This is a genomic window from Rhizobium etli 8C-3 (assembly GCF_001908375.1).
In the GTDB taxonomy this organism is placed as follows: Bacteria; Pseudomonadota; Alphaproteobacteria; order Rhizobiales; family Rhizobiaceae; genus Rhizobium; species Rhizobium etli_B.
Window position 1 is genome coordinate 3,782,480 of sequence record NZ_CP017241.1, and the last position, 17,355, is coordinate 3,799,834.

At 60.2% G+C, this 17,355-nt stretch carries 19 protein-coding genes; 14 read left to right on the top strand and 5 right to left on the bottom strand.

Translation table 11 applies throughout. The features are described from left to right. Positions 1-8 precede the first annotated feature (8 nt). From AM571_RS18690 to AM571_RS18720, 6 genes are all read left to right on the top strand, one after another. Positions 9-212: a twin transmembrane helix small protein gene (locus AM571_RS18690; protein ID WP_074062679.1), complete on the top strand. Its 204-nt coding sequence runs from the start codon at positions 9-11 to the stop codon at positions 210-212. A 22-nt stretch (positions 213-234) separates the two neighbouring features. After that, positions 235-813, top strand: a complete 579-nt coding sequence (locus AM571_RS18695; protein WP_074062680.1) for a cob(I)yrinic acid a,c-diamide adenosyltransferase — start codon at positions 235-237, stop codon at positions 811-813. Positions 814-844: 31 nt separating this feature from the next. Beyond that, positions 845-1,612 (top strand): rhomboid family intramembrane serine protease, encoded by a 768-nt coding sequence (locus AM571_RS18700; RefSeq protein WP_074062681.1) that lies wholly within the window; start codon positions 845-847, stop codon positions 1,610-1,612. 186 nt (positions 1,613-1,798) lie between these two features. Beyond that, positions 1,799-2,548, top strand: a complete 750-nt coding sequence (locus tag AM571_RS18710) for an electron transfer flavoprotein subunit beta/FixA family protein (protein ID WP_074062683.1) — start codon at positions 1,799-1,801, stop codon at positions 2,546-2,548. Between the two features lie 23 nt (positions 2,549-2,571). Next, positions 2,572-3,501, top strand: coding sequence for an electron transfer flavoprotein subunit alpha/FixB family protein (locus tag AM571_RS18715; protein ID WP_074062684.1), 930 nt, complete (start codon positions 2,572-2,574; stop codon positions 3,499-3,501). A 148-nt stretch (positions 3,502-3,649) separates the two neighbouring features. Then, positions 3,650-4,531, top strand: a complete 882-nt coding sequence (locus tag AM571_RS18720) for a 3-hydroxybutyryl-CoA dehydrogenase (protein ID WP_022718092.1) — start codon at positions 3,650-3,652, stop codon at positions 4,529-4,531. A 2-nt stretch (positions 4,532-4,533) separates the two neighbouring features. Here AM571_RS18720 and tlpA read toward each other — a convergent pair whose 3' ends face one another. Further along, positions 4,534-5,196 (bottom strand): thiol:disulfide interchange protein TlpA, encoded by a 663-nt coding sequence (tlpA, locus tag AM571_RS18725; RefSeq protein ID WP_074062685.1) that lies wholly within the window; start codon positions 5,194-5,196, stop codon positions 4,534-4,536. Positions 5,197-5,239: 43 nt separating this feature from the next. On the opposite strand from tlpA, the gene argH reads away from it, so the two are divergent. The 4 genes from argH to AM571_RS18745 all read left to right on the top strand — a co-directional run bounded on the left by argH (position 5,240) and on the right by AM571_RS18745 (position 11,007). Then, positions 5,240-6,643 (top strand): argininosuccinate lyase, encoded by a 1,404-nt coding sequence (argH, locus tag AM571_RS18730; protein WP_074062686.1) that lies wholly within the window; start codon positions 5,240-5,242, stop codon positions 6,641-6,643. A gap of 76 nt (positions 6,644-6,719) precedes the next feature. Continuing rightward, positions 6,720-6,914, top strand: coding sequence for an LPS translocon maturation chaperone LptM (gene lptM / locus AM571_RS18735; RefSeq protein WP_074063355.1), 195 nt, complete (start codon positions 6,720-6,722; stop codon positions 6,912-6,914). A gap of 12 nt (positions 6,915-6,926) precedes the next feature. Then, positions 6,927-8,195, top strand: coding sequence for a diaminopimelate decarboxylase (lysA, locus tag AM571_RS18740; RefSeq protein WP_074062687.1), 1,269 nt, complete (start codon positions 6,927-6,929; stop codon positions 8,193-8,195). Between the two features lie 148 nt (positions 8,196-8,343). Further along, positions 8,344-11,007, top strand: a complete 2,664-nt coding sequence (locus AM571_RS18745; protein WP_074062688.1) for a TIGR02302 family protein — start codon at positions 8,344-8,346, stop codon at positions 11,005-11,007. 137 nt (positions 11,008-11,144) lie between these two features. Here the strand turns inward: AM571_RS18745 and AM571_RS18750 are convergent, their stop codons facing one another. From AM571_RS18750 to AM571_RS18760, 3 genes are all read right to left on the bottom strand, one after another. Further along, on the bottom strand, positions 11,145-11,504 hold the full coding sequence (locus AM571_RS18750; RefSeq protein WP_074063356.1) for a response regulator: 360 nt from the start codon (positions 11,502-11,504) through the stop codon (positions 11,145-11,147). Positions 11,505-11,623: 119 nt separating this feature from the next. Beyond that, positions 11,624-12,166 (bottom strand): hypoxanthine phosphoribosyltransferase, encoded by a 543-nt coding sequence (gene hpt / locus AM571_RS18755; protein WP_074062689.1) that lies wholly within the window; start codon positions 12,164-12,166, stop codon positions 11,624-11,626. Between the two features lie 419 nt (positions 12,167-12,585). Next, the gene (locus AM571_RS18760; protein ID WP_074063357.1) at positions 12,586-13,239 is read right to left on the bottom strand and encodes a hypothetical protein; all 654 of its coding nucleotides are present in this window, start codon (positions 13,237-13,239) and stop codon (positions 12,586-12,588) included. Between the two features lie 206 nt (positions 13,240-13,445). Here AM571_RS18760 and ftsE point away from each other — a divergent pair, with 206 nt between their 5' ends. The 4 genes from ftsE to AM571_RS18780 all read left to right on the top strand — a co-directional run bounded on the left by ftsE (position 13,446) and on the right by AM571_RS18780 (position 16,779). Continuing rightward, complete coding sequence (gene ftsE, locus AM571_RS18765) at positions 13,446-14,105, top strand: cell division ATP-binding protein FtsE (protein WP_074062690.1); 660 nt, start codon at positions 13,446-13,448, stop codon at positions 14,103-14,105. Further along, positions 14,098-15,111, top strand: a complete 1,014-nt coding sequence (locus AM571_RS18770) for a cell division protein FtsX (RefSeq protein WP_074062691.1) — start codon at positions 14,098-14,100, stop codon at positions 15,109-15,111. Before ftsE ends, AM571_RS18770 begins: the two co-directional genes overlap by 8 nt. A gap of 66 nt (positions 15,112-15,177) precedes the next feature. Next, positions 15,178-15,894, top strand: a complete 717-nt coding sequence (locus AM571_RS18775) for a YdcF family protein (RefSeq protein ID WP_074062692.1) — start codon at positions 15,178-15,180, stop codon at positions 15,892-15,894. A gap of 87 nt (positions 15,895-15,981) precedes the next feature. Continuing rightward, the gene (locus tag AM571_RS18780; protein WP_074062693.1) at positions 15,982-16,779 is read left to right on the top strand and encodes a lysophospholipid acyltransferase family protein; all 798 of its coding nucleotides are present in this window, start codon (positions 15,982-15,984) and stop codon (positions 16,777-16,779) included. Here AM571_RS18780 and AM571_RS18785 read toward each other — a convergent pair. Then, positions 16,776-17,306, bottom strand: coding sequence for a gamma-glutamylcyclotransferase (locus AM571_RS18785; RefSeq protein ID WP_074062694.1), 531 nt, complete (start codon positions 17,304-17,306; stop codon positions 16,776-16,778). The two genes, AM571_RS18780 and AM571_RS18785, sit on opposite strands and share 4 nt — an antisense overlap. Positions 17,307-17,355 lie beyond the last annotated feature (49 nt).

Here is a 17,355-nt window from a genome sequence, read left to right on the forward strand (position 1 = left end):
CTGCTGCCATGTCCACGGCCACTTATATTCTCGCGATCATCATCATGGGCCTCGTCGCGCTCGTGCTGGTCCGCGGCCTCTTCAACATGATGAAGGGCGGCGACGCGAACACTTCCAACAAGCTGATGCAGCTGCGCGTCCTGCTGCAGGCCGTCGCTGTAATCCTGATCATGCTGACACTCTGGCTGACCGGTGGCGGCCGCCCTAGTTAACGCCGCGAAGCGAGGGATAGGCATGGTAACACTCAACAAGATCTACACGAAGACCGGCGACGACGGCACGACTGCGCTCGTTTGCGGACCGCGCCGTCTCAAATACGACCTGCGCGTGGAAGCCTATGGCACGATCGACGAGGTCAATTCCGCAATCGGCGTCGCACGACTGCATATGCAGGGCATGCCGGTTCTCGAAAAAATGTTGACGTTGATCCAGAACGACCTCTTCGACCTCGGCGCGGATCTTGCGACACCCGACGACGGCAAGCCGCCGGCGCACGAGCCGTTGCGCATCATCGACACCCAGGTGGCGCGGATCGAGAGCGAGATCGATGAACTGAACGCCGATCTGCAACCATTGAAATCCTTCGTTCTGCCCGGCGGTCATTCGGCCGCCGCCTATCTTCATTTAGCTCGCACGATCGCGCGCCGCGCAGAAAGGCTGATGGTCGAACTTGCCCGCACGGAGGGTGAGATCGTCAGCCCAGCTTCCTTGAAATACGTCAACCGGCTTTCGGACTTCCTCTTCGTTGCCGCACGCCACGCCAACGACCGCGGCAATGCCGATGTGCTTTGGGTTCCAGGAAAAAACAGATAGGCTCTCCTCGGTCACGATAGCCGGGGGCTTAATGTTCATACCGCTGCACGACGCCAATACGCTGAAGCACATCAAGGTCCAGTGGGTGACGCTGGGCTTGATCGGCATGAATATCGCCGTGTGGCTTTTCACCGGCTTCTTCGCGCCGCAACAGACGGCTCAGGCGACAGCGATCGGCCTGGGCTACATACCGGCGGTCGCCTTCGACTATGCAACACTGGCGCCCGGCCTTGCGATCGTTCCGGAACCGCTGACCTATATCACCCATGCCTTTGTGCATGCCGGCTTCTGGCATCTCGTTTCCAATATGGTTTTCCTCTGGGTCTTCGGCGATAATGTCGAGGATGCCATGGGGCATCTCCGCTTCTTGATCTTTTATCTCGTTTGCGCCGCCTTCGGGGCGTTTTGCCATGGCCTGCTGGTGTCGGAATCGCAGGCGCCGCTGATCGGCGCCTCTGGTGCGATATCAGGGGTGGTTGCCGCCTATGTCATCCTTCACCCGCGCGTGAAGATCTGGGTGCTGGTCTTCTTCCGCGTTCCGTTGCCGCTTCCTGCCTTCGTGCCGCTGCTGCTTTGGATCGGCCAGCAGTTCTTCATGCTGCTTGTCGATCCGGACGGCAATGTTTCCTGGGGCGCGCATGCCGGTGGCATCGTCGCCGGCGCCGTTCTAGTCATTTTCATGCGCCGCAAGGGTGTGCCGCTGTTCGACCGCGAGATCGTCACGCCACGCGCCGTCTCAAGCACGCCGGCTGTGAGGCGGGTGGTGGTCGCCGCCGACGACGGAACGCCGGGACACTGAAAAAATTGGGCCGCATCACGATGTTGACGTGAACGTAAACGTCATATATTTGCAGACGCAATTTGTCTGTCTGCGACCGGCAAGCGTTGTATTTGGAGGAAAAACGCGTATCCATGTCGCCATTCGACAATCGGAGCGGCGCCGAAGCGCGCATTTTCTTGGCGAAAGAGTTGAAGGAAGGACCCCATGAAAATTCTGGTCCCCGTGAAGCGGGTGGTTGATTACAATGTGAAGATCCGCGTCAAGCCGGATGGCACGGGCGTCGAGCTTGCCAACGTCAAGATGTCGATGAACCCGTTCGACGAGATCTCGGTGGAAGAGGCGCTGCGGCTGAAGGAAGCCGGCAAGGCTGAGGAAGTGGTCGTCGTCTCGATCGGTCCGGCCAAGGCCGAGGAAACGCTGAGGACGGCGCTCGCCATGGGTGCTGACCGGGCGATCCTGGTCGAGACCGACGATCAGGTCGAGCCGCTTGCCGTTGCCAAGATACTCAAGGGCGTGGCAGACGCCGAACAGCCGGGCCTGATCATCGTCGGCAAGCAGGCGATCGACGACGATTCGAACCAGACCGGCCAGATGCTCGCTGCCCTCTTGGGCTCTGCCCAGGCAACCTTCGCCTCGAAGATCGAGATTGCCGACGGCAAGGCGACCGTCACCCGCGAAGTCGATGGCGGCCTGCAGACGATCGACATCAAGCTGCCGGCCGTCGTCACCACCGACCTGCGCTTGAACGAGCCGCGCTATGCTTCGCTGCCGAACATCATGAAGGCAAAGAAGAAGCCGCTCGACAAGAAGAGCCCTTCCGACTTCGGCGTTTCCACCGCCCCGCGGCTCAAGGTGCTGAAGACCGAAGAGCCGAGTGGCCGCAAGGCAGGCGTCAAGGTCAAGTCGGTCGCCGAGCTCGTCGAGAAGCTTAAAGTCGAAGCCGGCGTCCTCTAAGGTTCGAGAAAGGAAATTCCACCATGGCCATTCTGCTTCTGGCTGATCACGACAATGCAAGCCTTTCCGACCAGACCGCCAAGGCGCTGACCGCTGCCAGCCAGATCGGCGGCGATGTCACCGTGCTGGTTGCCGGCAAGGGCGCCAGGGCTGCCGCCGATGCCGCAGCCAAGCTTTCCGGCGTCTCCAAGGTGCTGCTGGCCGAAAGCGACACGCTTGCCAACAATCTGGCCGAGCCGCTGGCCGACCTGATCGTTTCGCTCGCCGCCAGCTACGACACGATCATTGCGGCTGCGACCTCGACCGGCAAGAACGTCGCGCCGCGCGTTGCCGCCCTCCTCGATGTGGCGCAGGTCTCGGAAATCATCGAGGTCGTGGCGCCCGATACCTACAAGCGTCCGATCTATGCCGGCAACGCCATCCAGACGGTGCAGGCAACCGACGCCAAGAAGGTGATCACGGTGCGCACCGCCTCCTTCGCCGCCGCCGGCGAAGGCGGCTCCGCCCCAGTCGAGGCGATTCCGGCCGTATCCGACCCGGGGCTTTCGAGCTTCGTCAAGGACGCGCTGTCCTCCTCCGACCGCCCGGAGCTGACCTCGGCGAAGATCATCATCTCCGGCGGCCGTGCGTTGGGGTCGGCCGAGAATTTCAGGCAAGTCATTTTGCCACTCGCCGACAAGCTGGGAGCCGCCGTCGGTGCAAGCCGTGCGGCCGTCGATGCCGGCTATGCGCCGAACGACTGGCAGGTCGGCCAGACCGGCAAGGTCGTCGCCCCCGAGCTCTACATCGCCTGCGGCATTTCCGGTGCCATCCAGCACCTTGCCGGCATGAAGGATTCGAAGGTCATCGTCGCCATCAACAAGGACGAGGAGGCCCCGATCTTCCAGGTCGCAGACTACGGACTCGTCGCCGATCTCTTCGAGGCCCTGCCGGAACTGCAGAAAGCTCTCTAAACGGGCAGAATGCCAGCTTTTCGCACTTGCGAATGACTGGAAAATTATCTCTTATGGGGCTACTACTGCTGCCGGGCGATCATTTTGCCCGGCAGTTTCATTAGAAGAAAAATACGGCGGAGCGGGCGGCTGCCACGGGGGTTTGGAGATGAGTGCGGTGTTGAAAACGATCGGTATTGTCGGCGCGGGCCAGATGGGCTGCGGCATCGCCCATGTTTCAGCAGCTGCGGGCTATAAGGTCCAGCTCTACGACCTGACGCAGGAGCGCATCGAATCCGGCCTCGCGACCATCAATGGCAACCTTGCCCGGCAGGTAACGAGCGGCAAGATGACGGATGAGGAGCGCAAAGCAACCCTTTCCCGCATCTCCGGCTCCGCCAACCTCAATGACCTTGCTCCCTCCGACCTCGTCATCGAGGCGGCGACAGAGGAGGAAGCTGTAAAACGCAAGATCTACGCACAGGTCTGTCCTGTGCTGAAGCCGGGCGCCCTGCTTGCGACGAATACGTCCTCGCTCTCCATTACCCGGCTGGCTTCGGCAACGGACCGGCCCGAGCACTTCATGGGCATTCATTTCATGAACCCCGTCCCGGTTATGAAACTGGTGGAATTGGTGCGCGGCATCGCAACGGACGAAATCACGTTTTCGACCGCAAAGGAATTCGTAGCCTCGCTGGAAAAGACCGTCACGGTGGCTGAGGACTTCCCGGCCTTCATCGTCAACCGCATCCTGCTGCCGATGATCAACGAGGCGATCTACACGCTCTACGAAGGCGTGGGCACTGTCGATGCCATCGACACGGCGATGAAGCTCGGCGCCAATCACCCGATGGGCCCGCTTCAGCTTGCCGATTTCATCGGCCTCGACACCTGCCTCTCGATCATGCAGGTGCTGCACGACGGCCTAGCCGATTCCAAGTACCGGCCCTGCCCGCTGCTGGTAAAGTATGTCGAAGCCGGCTGGCTCGGCCGCAAGTCCGGCCGCGGCTTCTACGATTATCGCGGCGACACGCCTGTCCCGACGCGATAGCGTTAGGACCCGGTAGCACCCTTGATCAGGGCCTTCGCTTCGCTGCTATCCCATGCGGCAGGCCCGTTCATCGCCGAAACCAGGCACCCCTTGTCGTCGATGAGCAACGTCACCGGCAGGCCGAAAGCGAGCCCCTCTTTCTTCAGGCTGTTGAAGACGCCGATCGTGTTGTCGCGATAGAACTGCAGGGAATCGACGCCGATTTCGCTTAGGAACGCCCTTGGTTTCTCGTCGTCTCCGGTGTCGATATTGACTGCGACGACCTGGAATTTGTCACTGCCCATCTCCTTCTCCAGCGCGTTCAGCGCCGGCATTTCCTCGCGGCAGGGCACGCACCATGTTGCCCAGAGGTTGAGAAGCACGGTCTTTCCGGCGAAATTCTCGAGCGTCACCGGTTTGCCGTCCGGACCGTCAAAGACGACGGATGTGAGCTTTCGCGGCGCGTCCACAGCGACCATCGCCGCCACCGCGCCTTTGGCGAGGGGCGTAATCGTCTCGACGAGATCCTTGGCCGCGGTGCATTCGGCAGAGGCCTTTTCGCCGCCGGCATTGCCATACCCGGCCTCCTTAATGTAAACCGCTGCCGCACCGACAATTACGCCTGCGACGGCGGCTACCGCGATCAGTTTCAAGGATGGCAGCCCGAACAGCTTTCTTGTCGTCATTTCATTCTCCAGGGGCATGCACCCTTAAGGCAGGCATCTTTTCATGGGCGACGGCACAAAGGACACCAAATCCTCCAACCAGATGTGGGGCGGACGTTTCGCATCCGGTCCCGACGCGATCATGGAGGAGATAAATGCCTCGATCGGTTTCGACAAGAAGCTCTTTGCCCAGGATATCCGTGGATCGATCGCCCATGCGACGATGCTTGCCCATCAGGGCATCATTTCCGTGGACGATAAGGACAAGATCGTTCACGGACTAGGCACGATCATGTCAGAAATCGAAAGCGGCAACTTCAATTTCTCCCGCCAGCTCGAAGATATTCACATGAATATCGAAGCCCGCCTTGCCGCGCTGATCGGCCAGGCGGCCGGCCGCCTGCACACCGCCCGTTCACGAAACGACCAGGTAGCGCTGGATTTCCGCCTTTGGGTGAAGGAAGAGCTGCAGAAGACTGAAGCGATGCTGACGGACCTCATCGCCGCCTTCCTCGAGCGGGCTGAAGAACATGCCGAAACCGTCATGCCGGGCTTTACGCACCTGCAGACTGCTCAGCCCGTCACCTTCGGCCACCATTGCATGGCCTATGTCGAAATGTTCGGCCGCGACCGTTCACGCGTACGCCACGCCATCGAGCATCTGGACGAAAGCCCCATTGGCGCTGCAGCGCTGGCCGGGACCGGCTATCCGATCGACCGCCATATGACGGCAAAGGCGCTTGGCTTTCGTGAGCCGACGCGCAACTCGATCGATACAGTCTCCGACCGCGACTTCGCCATCGAATTCCTGTCGATCGCCGCGATCTGCGGCATGCATCTGTCACGCTTGGCCGAAGAGATCGTCATCTGGTCGACGCCGCAGTTTGGTTTCGTGCGGCTTTCCGATGCATTTTCGACCGGCTCCTCGATCATGCCACAGAAGAAGAACCCCGACGCCGCCGAACTGGTGCGTGCCAAGACCGGCCGCATCAACGGCTCGCTGATTGCGCTGCTGACGATCATGAAGGGCCTGCCGCTGGCCTATTCCAAGGACATGCAAGAAGACAAAGAACAGGTGTTCGACGCAGCCGAGAGCCTGGAACTTGCAATTGCCGCCATGGCCGGCATGGTCCGCGACATGACGGTCAATACGGAGCGCATGAAAGCTGCAGCCGGTTCCGGCTATTCGACGGCCACCGACCTCGCCGACTGGCTGGTGCGTGAGGCAGGACTTGCGTTCCGCGACGCACATCATGTGACCGGCCGTGCCGTGGCGCTTGCCGAAAGCAGGGGCTGCGACCTCGCGGGGCTGCCGCTTGCCGATCTCCAGGCGATCAATCCGGCAATCACGAACAAGGTCTACGAGGTCTTGACTGTCGAGGCGTCGGTTGCAAGCCGCAGGAGCTTCGGCGGCACTGCACCCTGCGAAGTGAGGAAGCAGATCGCCTTCTGGCGGGCTCGCAACTGAGAAAACAATCAGGGTGCACAAGGCGGATAAACTTCGCTATGAAGATGTCCATCAGCGCCGCTCCAAGAGGAATCCCATGCAGACCAGCTTGCCGCACCCCATCCGCCTGACGGTCGTCCTTGCCGTCATCGGCCTTGCCGTTGCCGGATGCGGGCGCAAAGGCGATCTCGACCCGCCGAGCGCGATGGCAACGAAGGAAGGCGATGTATCGAAGTCGACGAAACAGCCAGGCACCGTCGACAGACCATTCCTTCTCGATCCTTTGCTCTGATAGGCGCCTCCCGTGAACCACTTCGAATATCGCGACGGCATCCTTTACGCCGAGAACGTCCCCGTTCCGGAGATCGCCAAGGCCGTCGGCACGCCGTTCTATTGCTATTCGACCGCAACGCTTGAGCGCCACTACCGGGTCTTTTCAGAAGCCTTCAGCGATATCGACTCCATGGTCTGCTACGCGATGAAGGCGAATTCGAACCAGGCTGTGTTGAAGACTCTCGGCAATCTCGGCGCCGGCATCGACGTCGTGTCCGAAGGTGAATTGCGCCGCGCGCTTGCCGCAGGCATTCCGGCAAGCCGCATCATGTTCTCCGGCGTGGGCAAGACGCCCGGGGAGATGGATCTCGCGCTTCAGGCCGGCATCTACTGCTTCAACGTCGAATCCGAACCGGAACTCGAGATTCTCAATCAGCGCGCGATCCGGGCCGGCAAGAAGGCGCCGGTCTCCTTCCGCATCAATCCTGACGTCGATGCAAAGACGCATTCGAAGATCTCGACCGGCAAGAAGGAAAACAAGTTCGGCATTTCTTGGGAACGCGCTCGCGCCGTCTATGCGCAAGCCGCCAAGCTGCCTGGTATCGAAGTCACCGGCATCGACATGCATATCGGCAGCCAGATCACCGAGCTGCAGCCCTTCGACGATGCTTTCAAGCTGTTGCGCGAACTGGTCGACACGCTACGTGCCGATGGCCACGACATCCATCATGTCGATATCGGCGGCGGCCTTGGCATTCCTTATAAGGAAGACAACTTTCCGCCGCCGCTGCCGGACGCCTATGCGGCGATCGTCAAGAACCAACTCCGCGGGCTGAACTGCAAGATCGTGACTGAACCGGGCCGCCTGATCGTCGGTAACGCCGGCATCCTCGTTACCGAAGTCATCTATGTAAAGGACGGTGGAGAAAAGACCTTCGTCATTGTCGATGCGGCAATGAACGATCTCATCCGCCCGACGCTTTACGACGCCTGGCACGAAATCCGGCCAGTCGTGATCTCGGCGGCAAATGCGCCGCGCATCAAAGCCGATATCGTAGGCCCGGTATGCGAGACCGGGGACTATCTGGCGCTCGATCGCGAGATGGCGATGCCGAAGCCGGGCGATCTGTTTGCAGTCAGTTCCGGCGGCGCCTATGGCGCGGTGCAGGCAGGCACCTACAACAGCCGCCTGCTGGTGCCAGAAGTTCTGGTGAAGGGTGCCGATTTCCATGTGGTTCGGCCCCGCCGCACCTATGAAGAACTGATCGGCCTCGACTCCGTACCCGCCTGGATCGAGTGACGACCTCATCACTTTTTGGCGAATAGAGGTGAAAAAACGGCTTCGCCGGCCGCCTGCCCTCGCCTTCGCCACAAAGAGTGTTATCCTTTCGTCATGCGAGCATGTTGCCCAGAAAGCGCCGGAAGCGCGCTCTGTCACTCCAGATCAAATGGCGGAGACCGGATTGACGAATAGCCCCCACAGGCACAGACGTGGTGCATTTGCCCTTCGGCCCTCGCTGGCGAGGCTTGTAGCGGTAAAGCGATTTTTTGCGCGCCTGGTCCTTGTTTCCGAGCAGGTCCTGCCACCGCTCGTTCCGGTTCTTTCCGTCATTGCCTTTTATTTGACAGCGTCCTGGTTCGGCCTCTTCCGCTCCGTTCCTGACTTCATGCGCGTCGGGCTGCTGATTGCCTTCGGCATCGCCTTCCTCGGCGCACTCATCCCATTTCGCAAACTTCGCTGGCCCGATACCGCCGAAGCCGACCGCCTGCTCGAGGAGCGCAACGGCCTACCGCATCAGCCGGTGACTGTGCAGGAAGACGAACCGGCCTTCGACACGCCCTTTGCAAGGGCGCTTTGGCGCGAACATCAGATGCGGATGGCGAAGAAGATAGCAGCCCTCGACACTGGCTTTCCCCGCCCGGACATCGCAACCCACGACCGTTTCGCTCTGCGTGCCATCCCGGCCCTGCTTGTCGTCACGGCCTTCGGTTACTCGCTTTCGACCAACGGCGGCTCACTTACCGACGCGCTGCAGCCGCCCGTCGCGCCGGCAGCGACCAATCCGGCTGTGCGTATCGACGCATGGGTCACCCCGCCCTCCTATACCAGCCGCGCTCCGGTCTATCTGACGGCAACCGGCACGGAGCAGGCGATCAACGTTCCGCAGTTCTCGAACCTGACAGTTCGCGTCAGCGGCGGGCAGACGGACCAAAAGGTGGTATTCCGGAAGGAGAGCGGCGAGGTACAGGAAATCGCCTCCGAGGCAAAGGCCAATCAAGAGCCCGATGCTGCACCCCAGGCGAAGCCACAGACTCCTGCCACCCCGGCACTTGCCGCACAGACACATTTGATGAAGCTTGAGGAAAACGGTGCGCTGCTCGTCAATGGCCGCACGTGGAACTTCAACGTCATTCCCGACAAGGCGCCCGAGATTGCTTTCGACGGATTGCCCAAACCCAGCGTAAACGGGGCGCTGGAAATCGGCTTCACGGTGAAGGATGATTACGGCGTGCAGGAGGCACGTGCAGAAATCCTGCCGATGGCTTCCGATCCGCAGGCAACGCCGCTTTATCCACTGCCCGATTTCCGGCTGGACATTCCGCGCCGCAACGCACGTGATGCCAAGGCCGTGACCAGCAAGAACCTGACCGAACATCCGCTGGCCGGAAAGCGCGTACGCGTTACGCTGGTCGCCAAGGATGCCGCCGGCCAGACGGGCCGGAGCCCGCCGCATGAAATGACGCTGCCGTCGCGGCCGTTCAATGAGCCGCTGGCCGCAGCCGTTGCGGAAGAACGCCAGGTTTTCGCCCTCGATACCCGCAAGATGCCGGAAGCGATCGCTCTCAACGAGGCGTTGACGATCCGTCCTGAAGAAACGATTCCCAAGCTCACCAATTATCTGCTGCTGCAATCGGCGCAGACGCGCATGAAGCTCGCCAAGGGCGACGAGCAGTTGAAGGATACGGCCGACTATCTCTGGGATATCGCGATCGGCATGGAGGACGGCGACCTTTCGCTTGCGGAACGCAACCTGCGCAACGCCCAGCAGAATCTCGCCGACGCGCTTCAGCGCAATGCGCCGGACCCGGAGATCAAGAAGCTCATGGACGAGCTCCGCAAGGCGATGAACGAATATATGAGGGAACTGGCTCAGCGCATGCAGAATGCGCCGATGCAGCCGAACCAGAACGCGCAGAACATCATTCGCCAGCAGGATCTGGAGCGCATGATGGACCAGATTGAGAATCTCGCCCGTTCAGGCAACCGAGATGCCGCTCAGCAGATGCTTTCCGAATTGCAGCGCATGATGAACAACCTGCAGGCCGGCAGGCCGCAACAGGGCCAGCAGCAGCAGGGCGACAACAGTCAGATGCGCCAGCAGATGGACAAGCTTGGCCAGATATTGCGCGACCAGCAGAAGCTGATGGAGCAGACCTTCAAGCTGGACCAACAGTTGAAGGACCGTATGCAGCGCGGCGATCCGAACATGGATATGAACGATCCGCTGCTTGACCAGATGATGCCAGGCCAAGATGGCCAGCCGCAGGACCAGCAGCAGGGGCAGAACGGCGAGCAGGGGCAGTCACCTTCCGAGCAGATGACCGAGGAAGAACTGCGCAACGCGTTGAAACAGCTCCGAGCCCAGCAGGATGCGCTTGGCAAGCAGCTCGGCGAACTCCAGAAAGGCCTTGGTGAGATGGGTATGAAGCCCGGCCCGGGCTTTGGTCAGGCACAGCGCGAAATGGAAGGTGCCGGGCGCGAACTCGGCCAGGGCCGCGGCGAACCGGCTCTCCAGGGCCAAGGGCGCGCGCTGGAAGCATTGCGCCAGGGCGCCCGGGACATGATGAACCAGATGATGCAGGCGCAACAGGGCCAGCAAGGCCAAGGGCCACAAGGTCAGGTGGGCCAGGGCAACCAGAACGGTCGCGATCCGCTCGGTCGTCCGCGTCGCGCAGAAGGCCCGGATTTCGGCGACCAAGTGAAGGTACCCGACGAAATCGACGTGCAGCGCGCCCGTGAAATCCTGGATGCAATCCGTGAAAAGCTCGGCAACAACCCGCCGCAGGAAATGGAGCGGCGCTATCTGGAACGGCTGCTGGATATCCATTAGCTGGTCTTGGATGCGCCAGCCAAGTCCTTGGGTGCAGGCGTTTCTCTTTCAAACGATGCTGAACGCGAGCGTTCGCACCATGACTGAATTCCTGTGAAGAGAAGGGGAATGGAAAGCGGGAAGCTCCTCAGCCCGTCTCAGGCAGCCAACGCCCGGGCAACTGCCTTTCGGATGTCTGGAAGTGCAAACGGCTTTTCGACGACATCCACGATCTTTTCTGCAAGGTCGTCGGCCCGTTCGCGCTGTTCGGCATAGCCCGTCATCAGCAGGATCTTGAGCGCCGGAAAGGCCGATTTCGCCTGATGCGCAAGCTCGATGCCGTCCATGACCGGCATGCGGATATCCGAAAGCAGCAGATCGTAGATCCCGACCTTGAGCTTCTCCAGCCCCTCGGCGCCATCGGCTGCTTCGTCGGTCTCATGACCGTCAAGGCGCAAGGCGCGGGCGACGAAAGTGCGAAGCGAATCTTCGTCTTCCGTGATCAGAATTTTTGCCATGATCTGCATTGCTCCGTCTTCATGCCCCGGAACGGAAATTGCACGGCGTTCCTTTGCGATCGGTAAACGGAGGACAGCGATGGTAGGGATGGTTAACAACCCTCTTATCATCGGTGAGGTCAGGCGTCGCCGGTAACCACGCCGACGTAGGGCAGCTCGCGGAACGCATAGGCGACATCCATGCCGTAGCCGACGACGAAGTAGTCCGGGCATTCGAAACCCACATAGTCTGCCTCGAGCTTTTCTTTGCGCTTGACGCTCTTGTCGAGCAGCACGGCGATGCTGACGTTGCGCGCGCCCCGTTCATAGAGAAGTTCCTTGGCAAAAAGCAACGTGCGGCCGGATTCGAGGATGTCGTCTATCAGCAACACGTCGCGGTCTTTCACGTCGCTGTCGATATCCTTGACGATGCGCACGCCCTTAGATTCAGTTCCGGTGCCGTAGCTGGAAAGCGTGATGAATTCGACTTCGGGCGCAAGCCCGCTGTCGTGCAGAGCGCGGATGAGGTCTGCGGCGAAAATGAACGACCCCTTCAACACGGCAATGACGAGCAGGTCCTTTGTCGGACCCGCAGCGATTTGCTTTGCCATCTCGTGATTGCGCTCGGCAATCTGCTCGGCAGTGAAAAGCGGCTCGATAGTTTTTCCGCGCACGACAGGCATTACGGCTAGCTCCATGAAACGAAGGGTAAGCCGTTAGCACATAAGGAGGCCAGAAACACCCTCTTATGTTCGATTGCAGGCTCTTTGGTCATGGCACTTTTCGTTCCGGCCTCGATGACGAAGCACATGACGTGAAGCTGTTGAACAAGGCACATAAGTGCATGCCAGCCGTCGTCTAGATGCCCTCACTTTGGGCCTTGGCTGCCCACTTGGAAACTGTCGCCCCAACTCCGAAGAGATGTCGTGTAAAGACCGCATCCTGAAATCTTTAGCGTCGACGTATTCAAGCCGATGAAATCGACGCTATTCTTTTTTGTGGTTCGCCCTCACCAAGCGTGGGGCTCGGCTTCGGCCAATCCATAGAGCCTGAATTTTGCTTTTCGCGAGGGCGGGCCACCTTCATCTCGAAAAGATGCGCTCTAGGGCATGAACGAAAGCCGGACTTCCGGCATTTTTCCGCCAGAGTGCTGCACGCGTGCCGAAAAACCGCGGCTCTCTCCACCATAGATGACGTCTGCGGGCGGGGCGATGACCATGCTCGCCACCCGTCGCTCGCCCCTCATCAGATCGGCACGGATCGGCCGCACGGTCTGTGTCGTGCCACTGCCGTTTTCGATGATGCCGTTGATAACCAGGATGCGCATACCATTTGCCTCGCGCGGCGCGATCGTGACGTGGGTGAAGTGCAACGGCGAGGTCGAGGCGACCGTATCGCTCCCCGCCAGGCCGGAAAAACCGCCCGTCAGGCCGAAAACGAGAACGAAAAGCATGAAGACCAGGGCTATGAAGCTCTTTTGCGACGCCTGCTGCAGCCATTCTTCTGCGATCGCGAAGAAGATATTCGCCTTCGACAAAGCCGTGGGCGCGGCAGGGAACTTGGCAGCAGCCCGCTTACGATTGTCATTGAAACTCTTGGCATTGAAGCCCGGGCTGGGCTTGCCGATAACGACGAATTCGGCATCGGCGACATCAGCCGGGCGGCCAGGATAGCGGGGCTGACGCGCGGCAGGCTCCGGCGGCAGGAAATCGTAGGCGTTGCCCGGTGCGCGGCGCCTGAAGGTGGATGCTTCCATGTTGACGGTCTCTCCCATCTCCACATGGTTTCAGTGCACGGCGAAAATCCGGCATTGAAACGAATCCTGCCCAGTCGTAAATTTTAATGGTTAATGTATTGCTAAGCTTGCCTTCAAACAGGCATCTTTCCGACGAAATTCACTGATTGTTAACGGTGTTGGTTAACAAGTCGATGGCGTGAAACCATGAAAGACTGGGCTGCCCGTTGATCCATTTCGAGAATGTCGGTTTGCGCTATGGCATGGGCCCGGAGATTCTCCGGGACCTCACCTTCGATATTCCGAAAAAGTCCTTTCAGTTCCTGACAGGTCCGTCTGGCGCCGGGAAGACGACGCTTCTGCGCCTGCTTTTTTTGTCGCTGCAGCCGACACGAGGTCTGATCCGCATGTTCGGACGCGACATTTCCGACATTCCGCGGCCTGAGCTGCCTCTGCTTCGCCGCCGCGTGGGGATTGTCTTTCAGGATTTCCGCCTGCTCGATCATCTCACGACCTATGAGAATGTCGCGCTGCCGCTTCGCGTACGCGGCAAGGACGAGAGCTCTTACAAGACAGACGTGCTCGAACTGCTGAAATGGGTGGGGCTGGGCGAGCGCATCAATGTGCTTCCGCCGGTGCTTTCAGGCGGCGAGAAACAGCGCGCGGCAATCGCCCGGGCGCTGATCGACCGGCCCGAGGTTCTGCTTGCCGACGAGCCGACTGGCAACGTCGACCCGCCGATGGCACGCCGCCTGCTGAACCTCTTTCTCGAACTCAACCGCCTTGGTACAGCTGTCGTGATCGCAACTCACGATCTGACATTGATGGACCAGGTGGAAGCCCGCCGCATGATCCTTTCGGAAGGGCATCTTGACGTCTATGATTGAGCCCGCATCAAAAAACCGCGCGCAAAGCCCCGCCCAAGCACAGCAGAAGCGGGCGGAAATGCGCGTGCGGCCAACGGCGCCGATCCTTCCGCCCTCGAATATCCAGGGCAACGCACTGACCGTCGTCATCGCCATCATGGCCTTCCTCGCCTGCCTGACGCTTGGCGGCGTCAGCATGGTGCGTTCGACAGCGGCCAGCTGGGAGAGCCAGATCTCCCGCGAGATCACCATCCAGATCAAGCCGGACGACGGCCTCGATATGGAAAAGGCGCTGACGCAGGCACGCGATATCGCCATGACCTTTGTCGGCACCAAAAGCGGCCAGATCTTAGATGACGCGGCAACGGCCCGTCTGCTGGAGCCATGGCTCGGCAGCGGCCTTGACATCAAGGAGCTCCCCGTCCCCCGCCTGGTGATTATTACCATCGACGAGACGAACCCGCCCGATTTTGACGCGATGCGCTCACTGCTGAAGGAGAGCATCCCTCAGGCCTCGCTGGACGATCACCGCACATGGGTCGATCGCCTCGTTTCAATGGCGCATACGACTGTCATGCTCGGCACCGGCGTGTTGCTGCTCGTCTTCATCGCCATGGTGCTGACGGTCGTCTTTGCGACACGTGGCGCGCTTTCCGGCAACCGCCATATCGTCGAGGTCTTGCATTTCGTGGGCGCCGAAAGCTCCTTCGTCGCGACTGAGTTCCAGAAGCATTTCCTGAAGATCAGTCTCAAGGGATCGGCAATCGGCAGCGCTTTGGCGGCTCTCTTTTTCTTGGCGGCGGGCTTCCTGCAGAGCCGAACGATTGCGACGCCGCAGACCGATCAAGCGACGGCTCTCTTCGGCACCTTCTCGGTCGGAGCCCTTGGTTACCTCGGCATCTTTGCGACGATGATCGTCATTGCATTGCTGACGACGCTCACAGCGCGACTGACGGTGATGCGCACGATCTACGAAATCGATACGCTGCGCTCCGATCCGACGCGAAGCGATGGCATCGCGAATTGAACGGCTCAGTCTTTTTTGCCACGAAAGTGTCTGTTCCCTGCCGCAATCTCTATATATTCACGATTTATGACCATGGGCCATACTAGACGCACTCCGATTCGTCCCGACCCGGCGCTTGCCAGCTACGGCGTCGAAACGCTGCGTCGTGGTCCGCTGCGCCGGATGTTGCGATGGGGCGGTTTCGCCTTCGTCCTGGCAAGCGCGCTGCTTTTCGTCGGCTTCCTGCGGTTTGCCGATTCCGTAACCACCTTGAAACCTCCGGCCGAACCGAAAGCCGATGCCATCGTCGTTTTGACGGGCGGCTATCAGCGCATCGATCAGGCCGTCGAACTGCTTGAGAAGGGCGCGGGCAGGAGGCTGCTGATATCGGGCGTTCACCCGTCGACAACGCCGGGGCAGATTCGCAAAACCACATCGGCACCCGCTGATCTTTTCGACTGCTGCGTCGACATCGGCTATGACGCGATCGACACGATCGGCAATGCGCAGGAAGCTGCAAACTGGATCCATGCCAAAGGCTACAAGAGCGTTCTGATCGTCACCAACAACTACCACATGCCACGCAGTCTCGCCGAACTCGCCTATGTCGATGCCGAAACCCAGTTCATCCCCTACCCGGTCGTCAATTCCGACTTGAAGACCAGGGCCTGGTTCACCGATCCAAATGCGCTTCGCGTCATGCTCGCCGAATATGCCAAGGTGCTTCTGGCAGGGGCGCGCAACATCACCGGCTTCGGGCGCCATCCCGGCCTTCGCTCGGCAAGCATCACGGGCCCGGGCTGATTTCCATCAAGCGCTTTTTATGAAAGCCATTATCGTGTAGGCAGGTCCAGCCCGCCGTTTTCGCGGATACTGGCTTTGGAAAATTTCATGATCGCCCTGCGTTCCGTTCTCTTCAATACGATCTTCTACGCCAACCTCATCATCCGGATGATCGCGCTTTCGCCCTATTATTTCGTCGCGCCCCGCAAGACCGCCTATGCAATTCCCAAGAACTGGGCGCTTTCGAACCATTGGCTGATGGAAAAGATCGTCGGGACGACCTTTGAGATCGACGGCCTAGAGAACCTGCCGGACGGCAGCTACATCCTCGCACCCAAGCACCAGTCCTTCTGGGACACCTATGCACTGCTGCCCTGGTTGAAAGACCCGGTTTACATCCTCAAGCGCGAATTGATGTGGATCCCGCTGTTCGGCTGGTATGCGAAGAAACAGCGCATGATCCCGGTCGATCGCGGCGCACGCGGCAAGGTGATGGTCGAGGTGCTGAAGCGCACCAAGCAAGAGCTTGCGACAGGCCGGCAACTGATCATCTATCCAGAAGGCACACGGCGGCCCCCGGGCGCAGAACCGCTCTACAAATACGGCATTGCCCGCATGTATCGGGATCTCGGCATTCCGGTCGTGCCGGTGGCCATGCATCCCGGCCTTTTCTGGCCGCGCCGCAGCGCCGTGCGCCGTCCCGGCCATTTCAAGGTTCGCATCCTGCCTGCCATTCCGCCGGGCATGGATCCGGATCAATTCTTCGAGCATCTGATCGAGGTGACCGAAAAGGCGAGCGACGAACTTCTGGTCGATACGGTTGCGCGCAATCCGCACCTGCCACTGCCGGCGAGCGCCGTCGAGAGGCTTGCGCAGTTGCGGAAGGCAACGGCTGCTTCCGCCTAAGCGGCCCGCAACCGCTCGACCTCGCCGGCGACCCGCTCCAGCCAATGGTCGCGAATGCCCATCTCCTTCAGATGCAAAAGCGTATTGAAGACATAGGCGTCGTTCGAACCGGATCGACCTTTTGCCCCATGCACCATGCGCGCAGCTGCCGAGGCATCGAGTGCACCAGCATATTGAGCGTGGTCGCGATCAACGACGTAGGCAATCGCCTTGATGTTGCGTCGGCCGGGAAGCGATAGCGGCACATGCCGCTCCCGATAGACGTTGGTGACGAGCTCGCGGGCGCGCAGATAGTCCATCACCTCGTCCCGCCTCTCCAAGGCCACGCGAAATGCTATGCCGCGGCAGGAGCCGCCACGATCGAGGCCCAGCACGAGACCTGGATTTTGCTGCGTCCCGCGGTGAACCCAGGAATGGACGCATAGCGATCGCCGGTAGCCGTAAACGAGAGCCTGAGAGCGCTCAAGAAACTCGAAGCCCGGATTCCACATCAGTGATCCGTAGCCAAATACCCAAAATTCGTCCATATCGCACGCCAGACCGAAATTCCCATTCGCGATTCACCATTGGAGATCC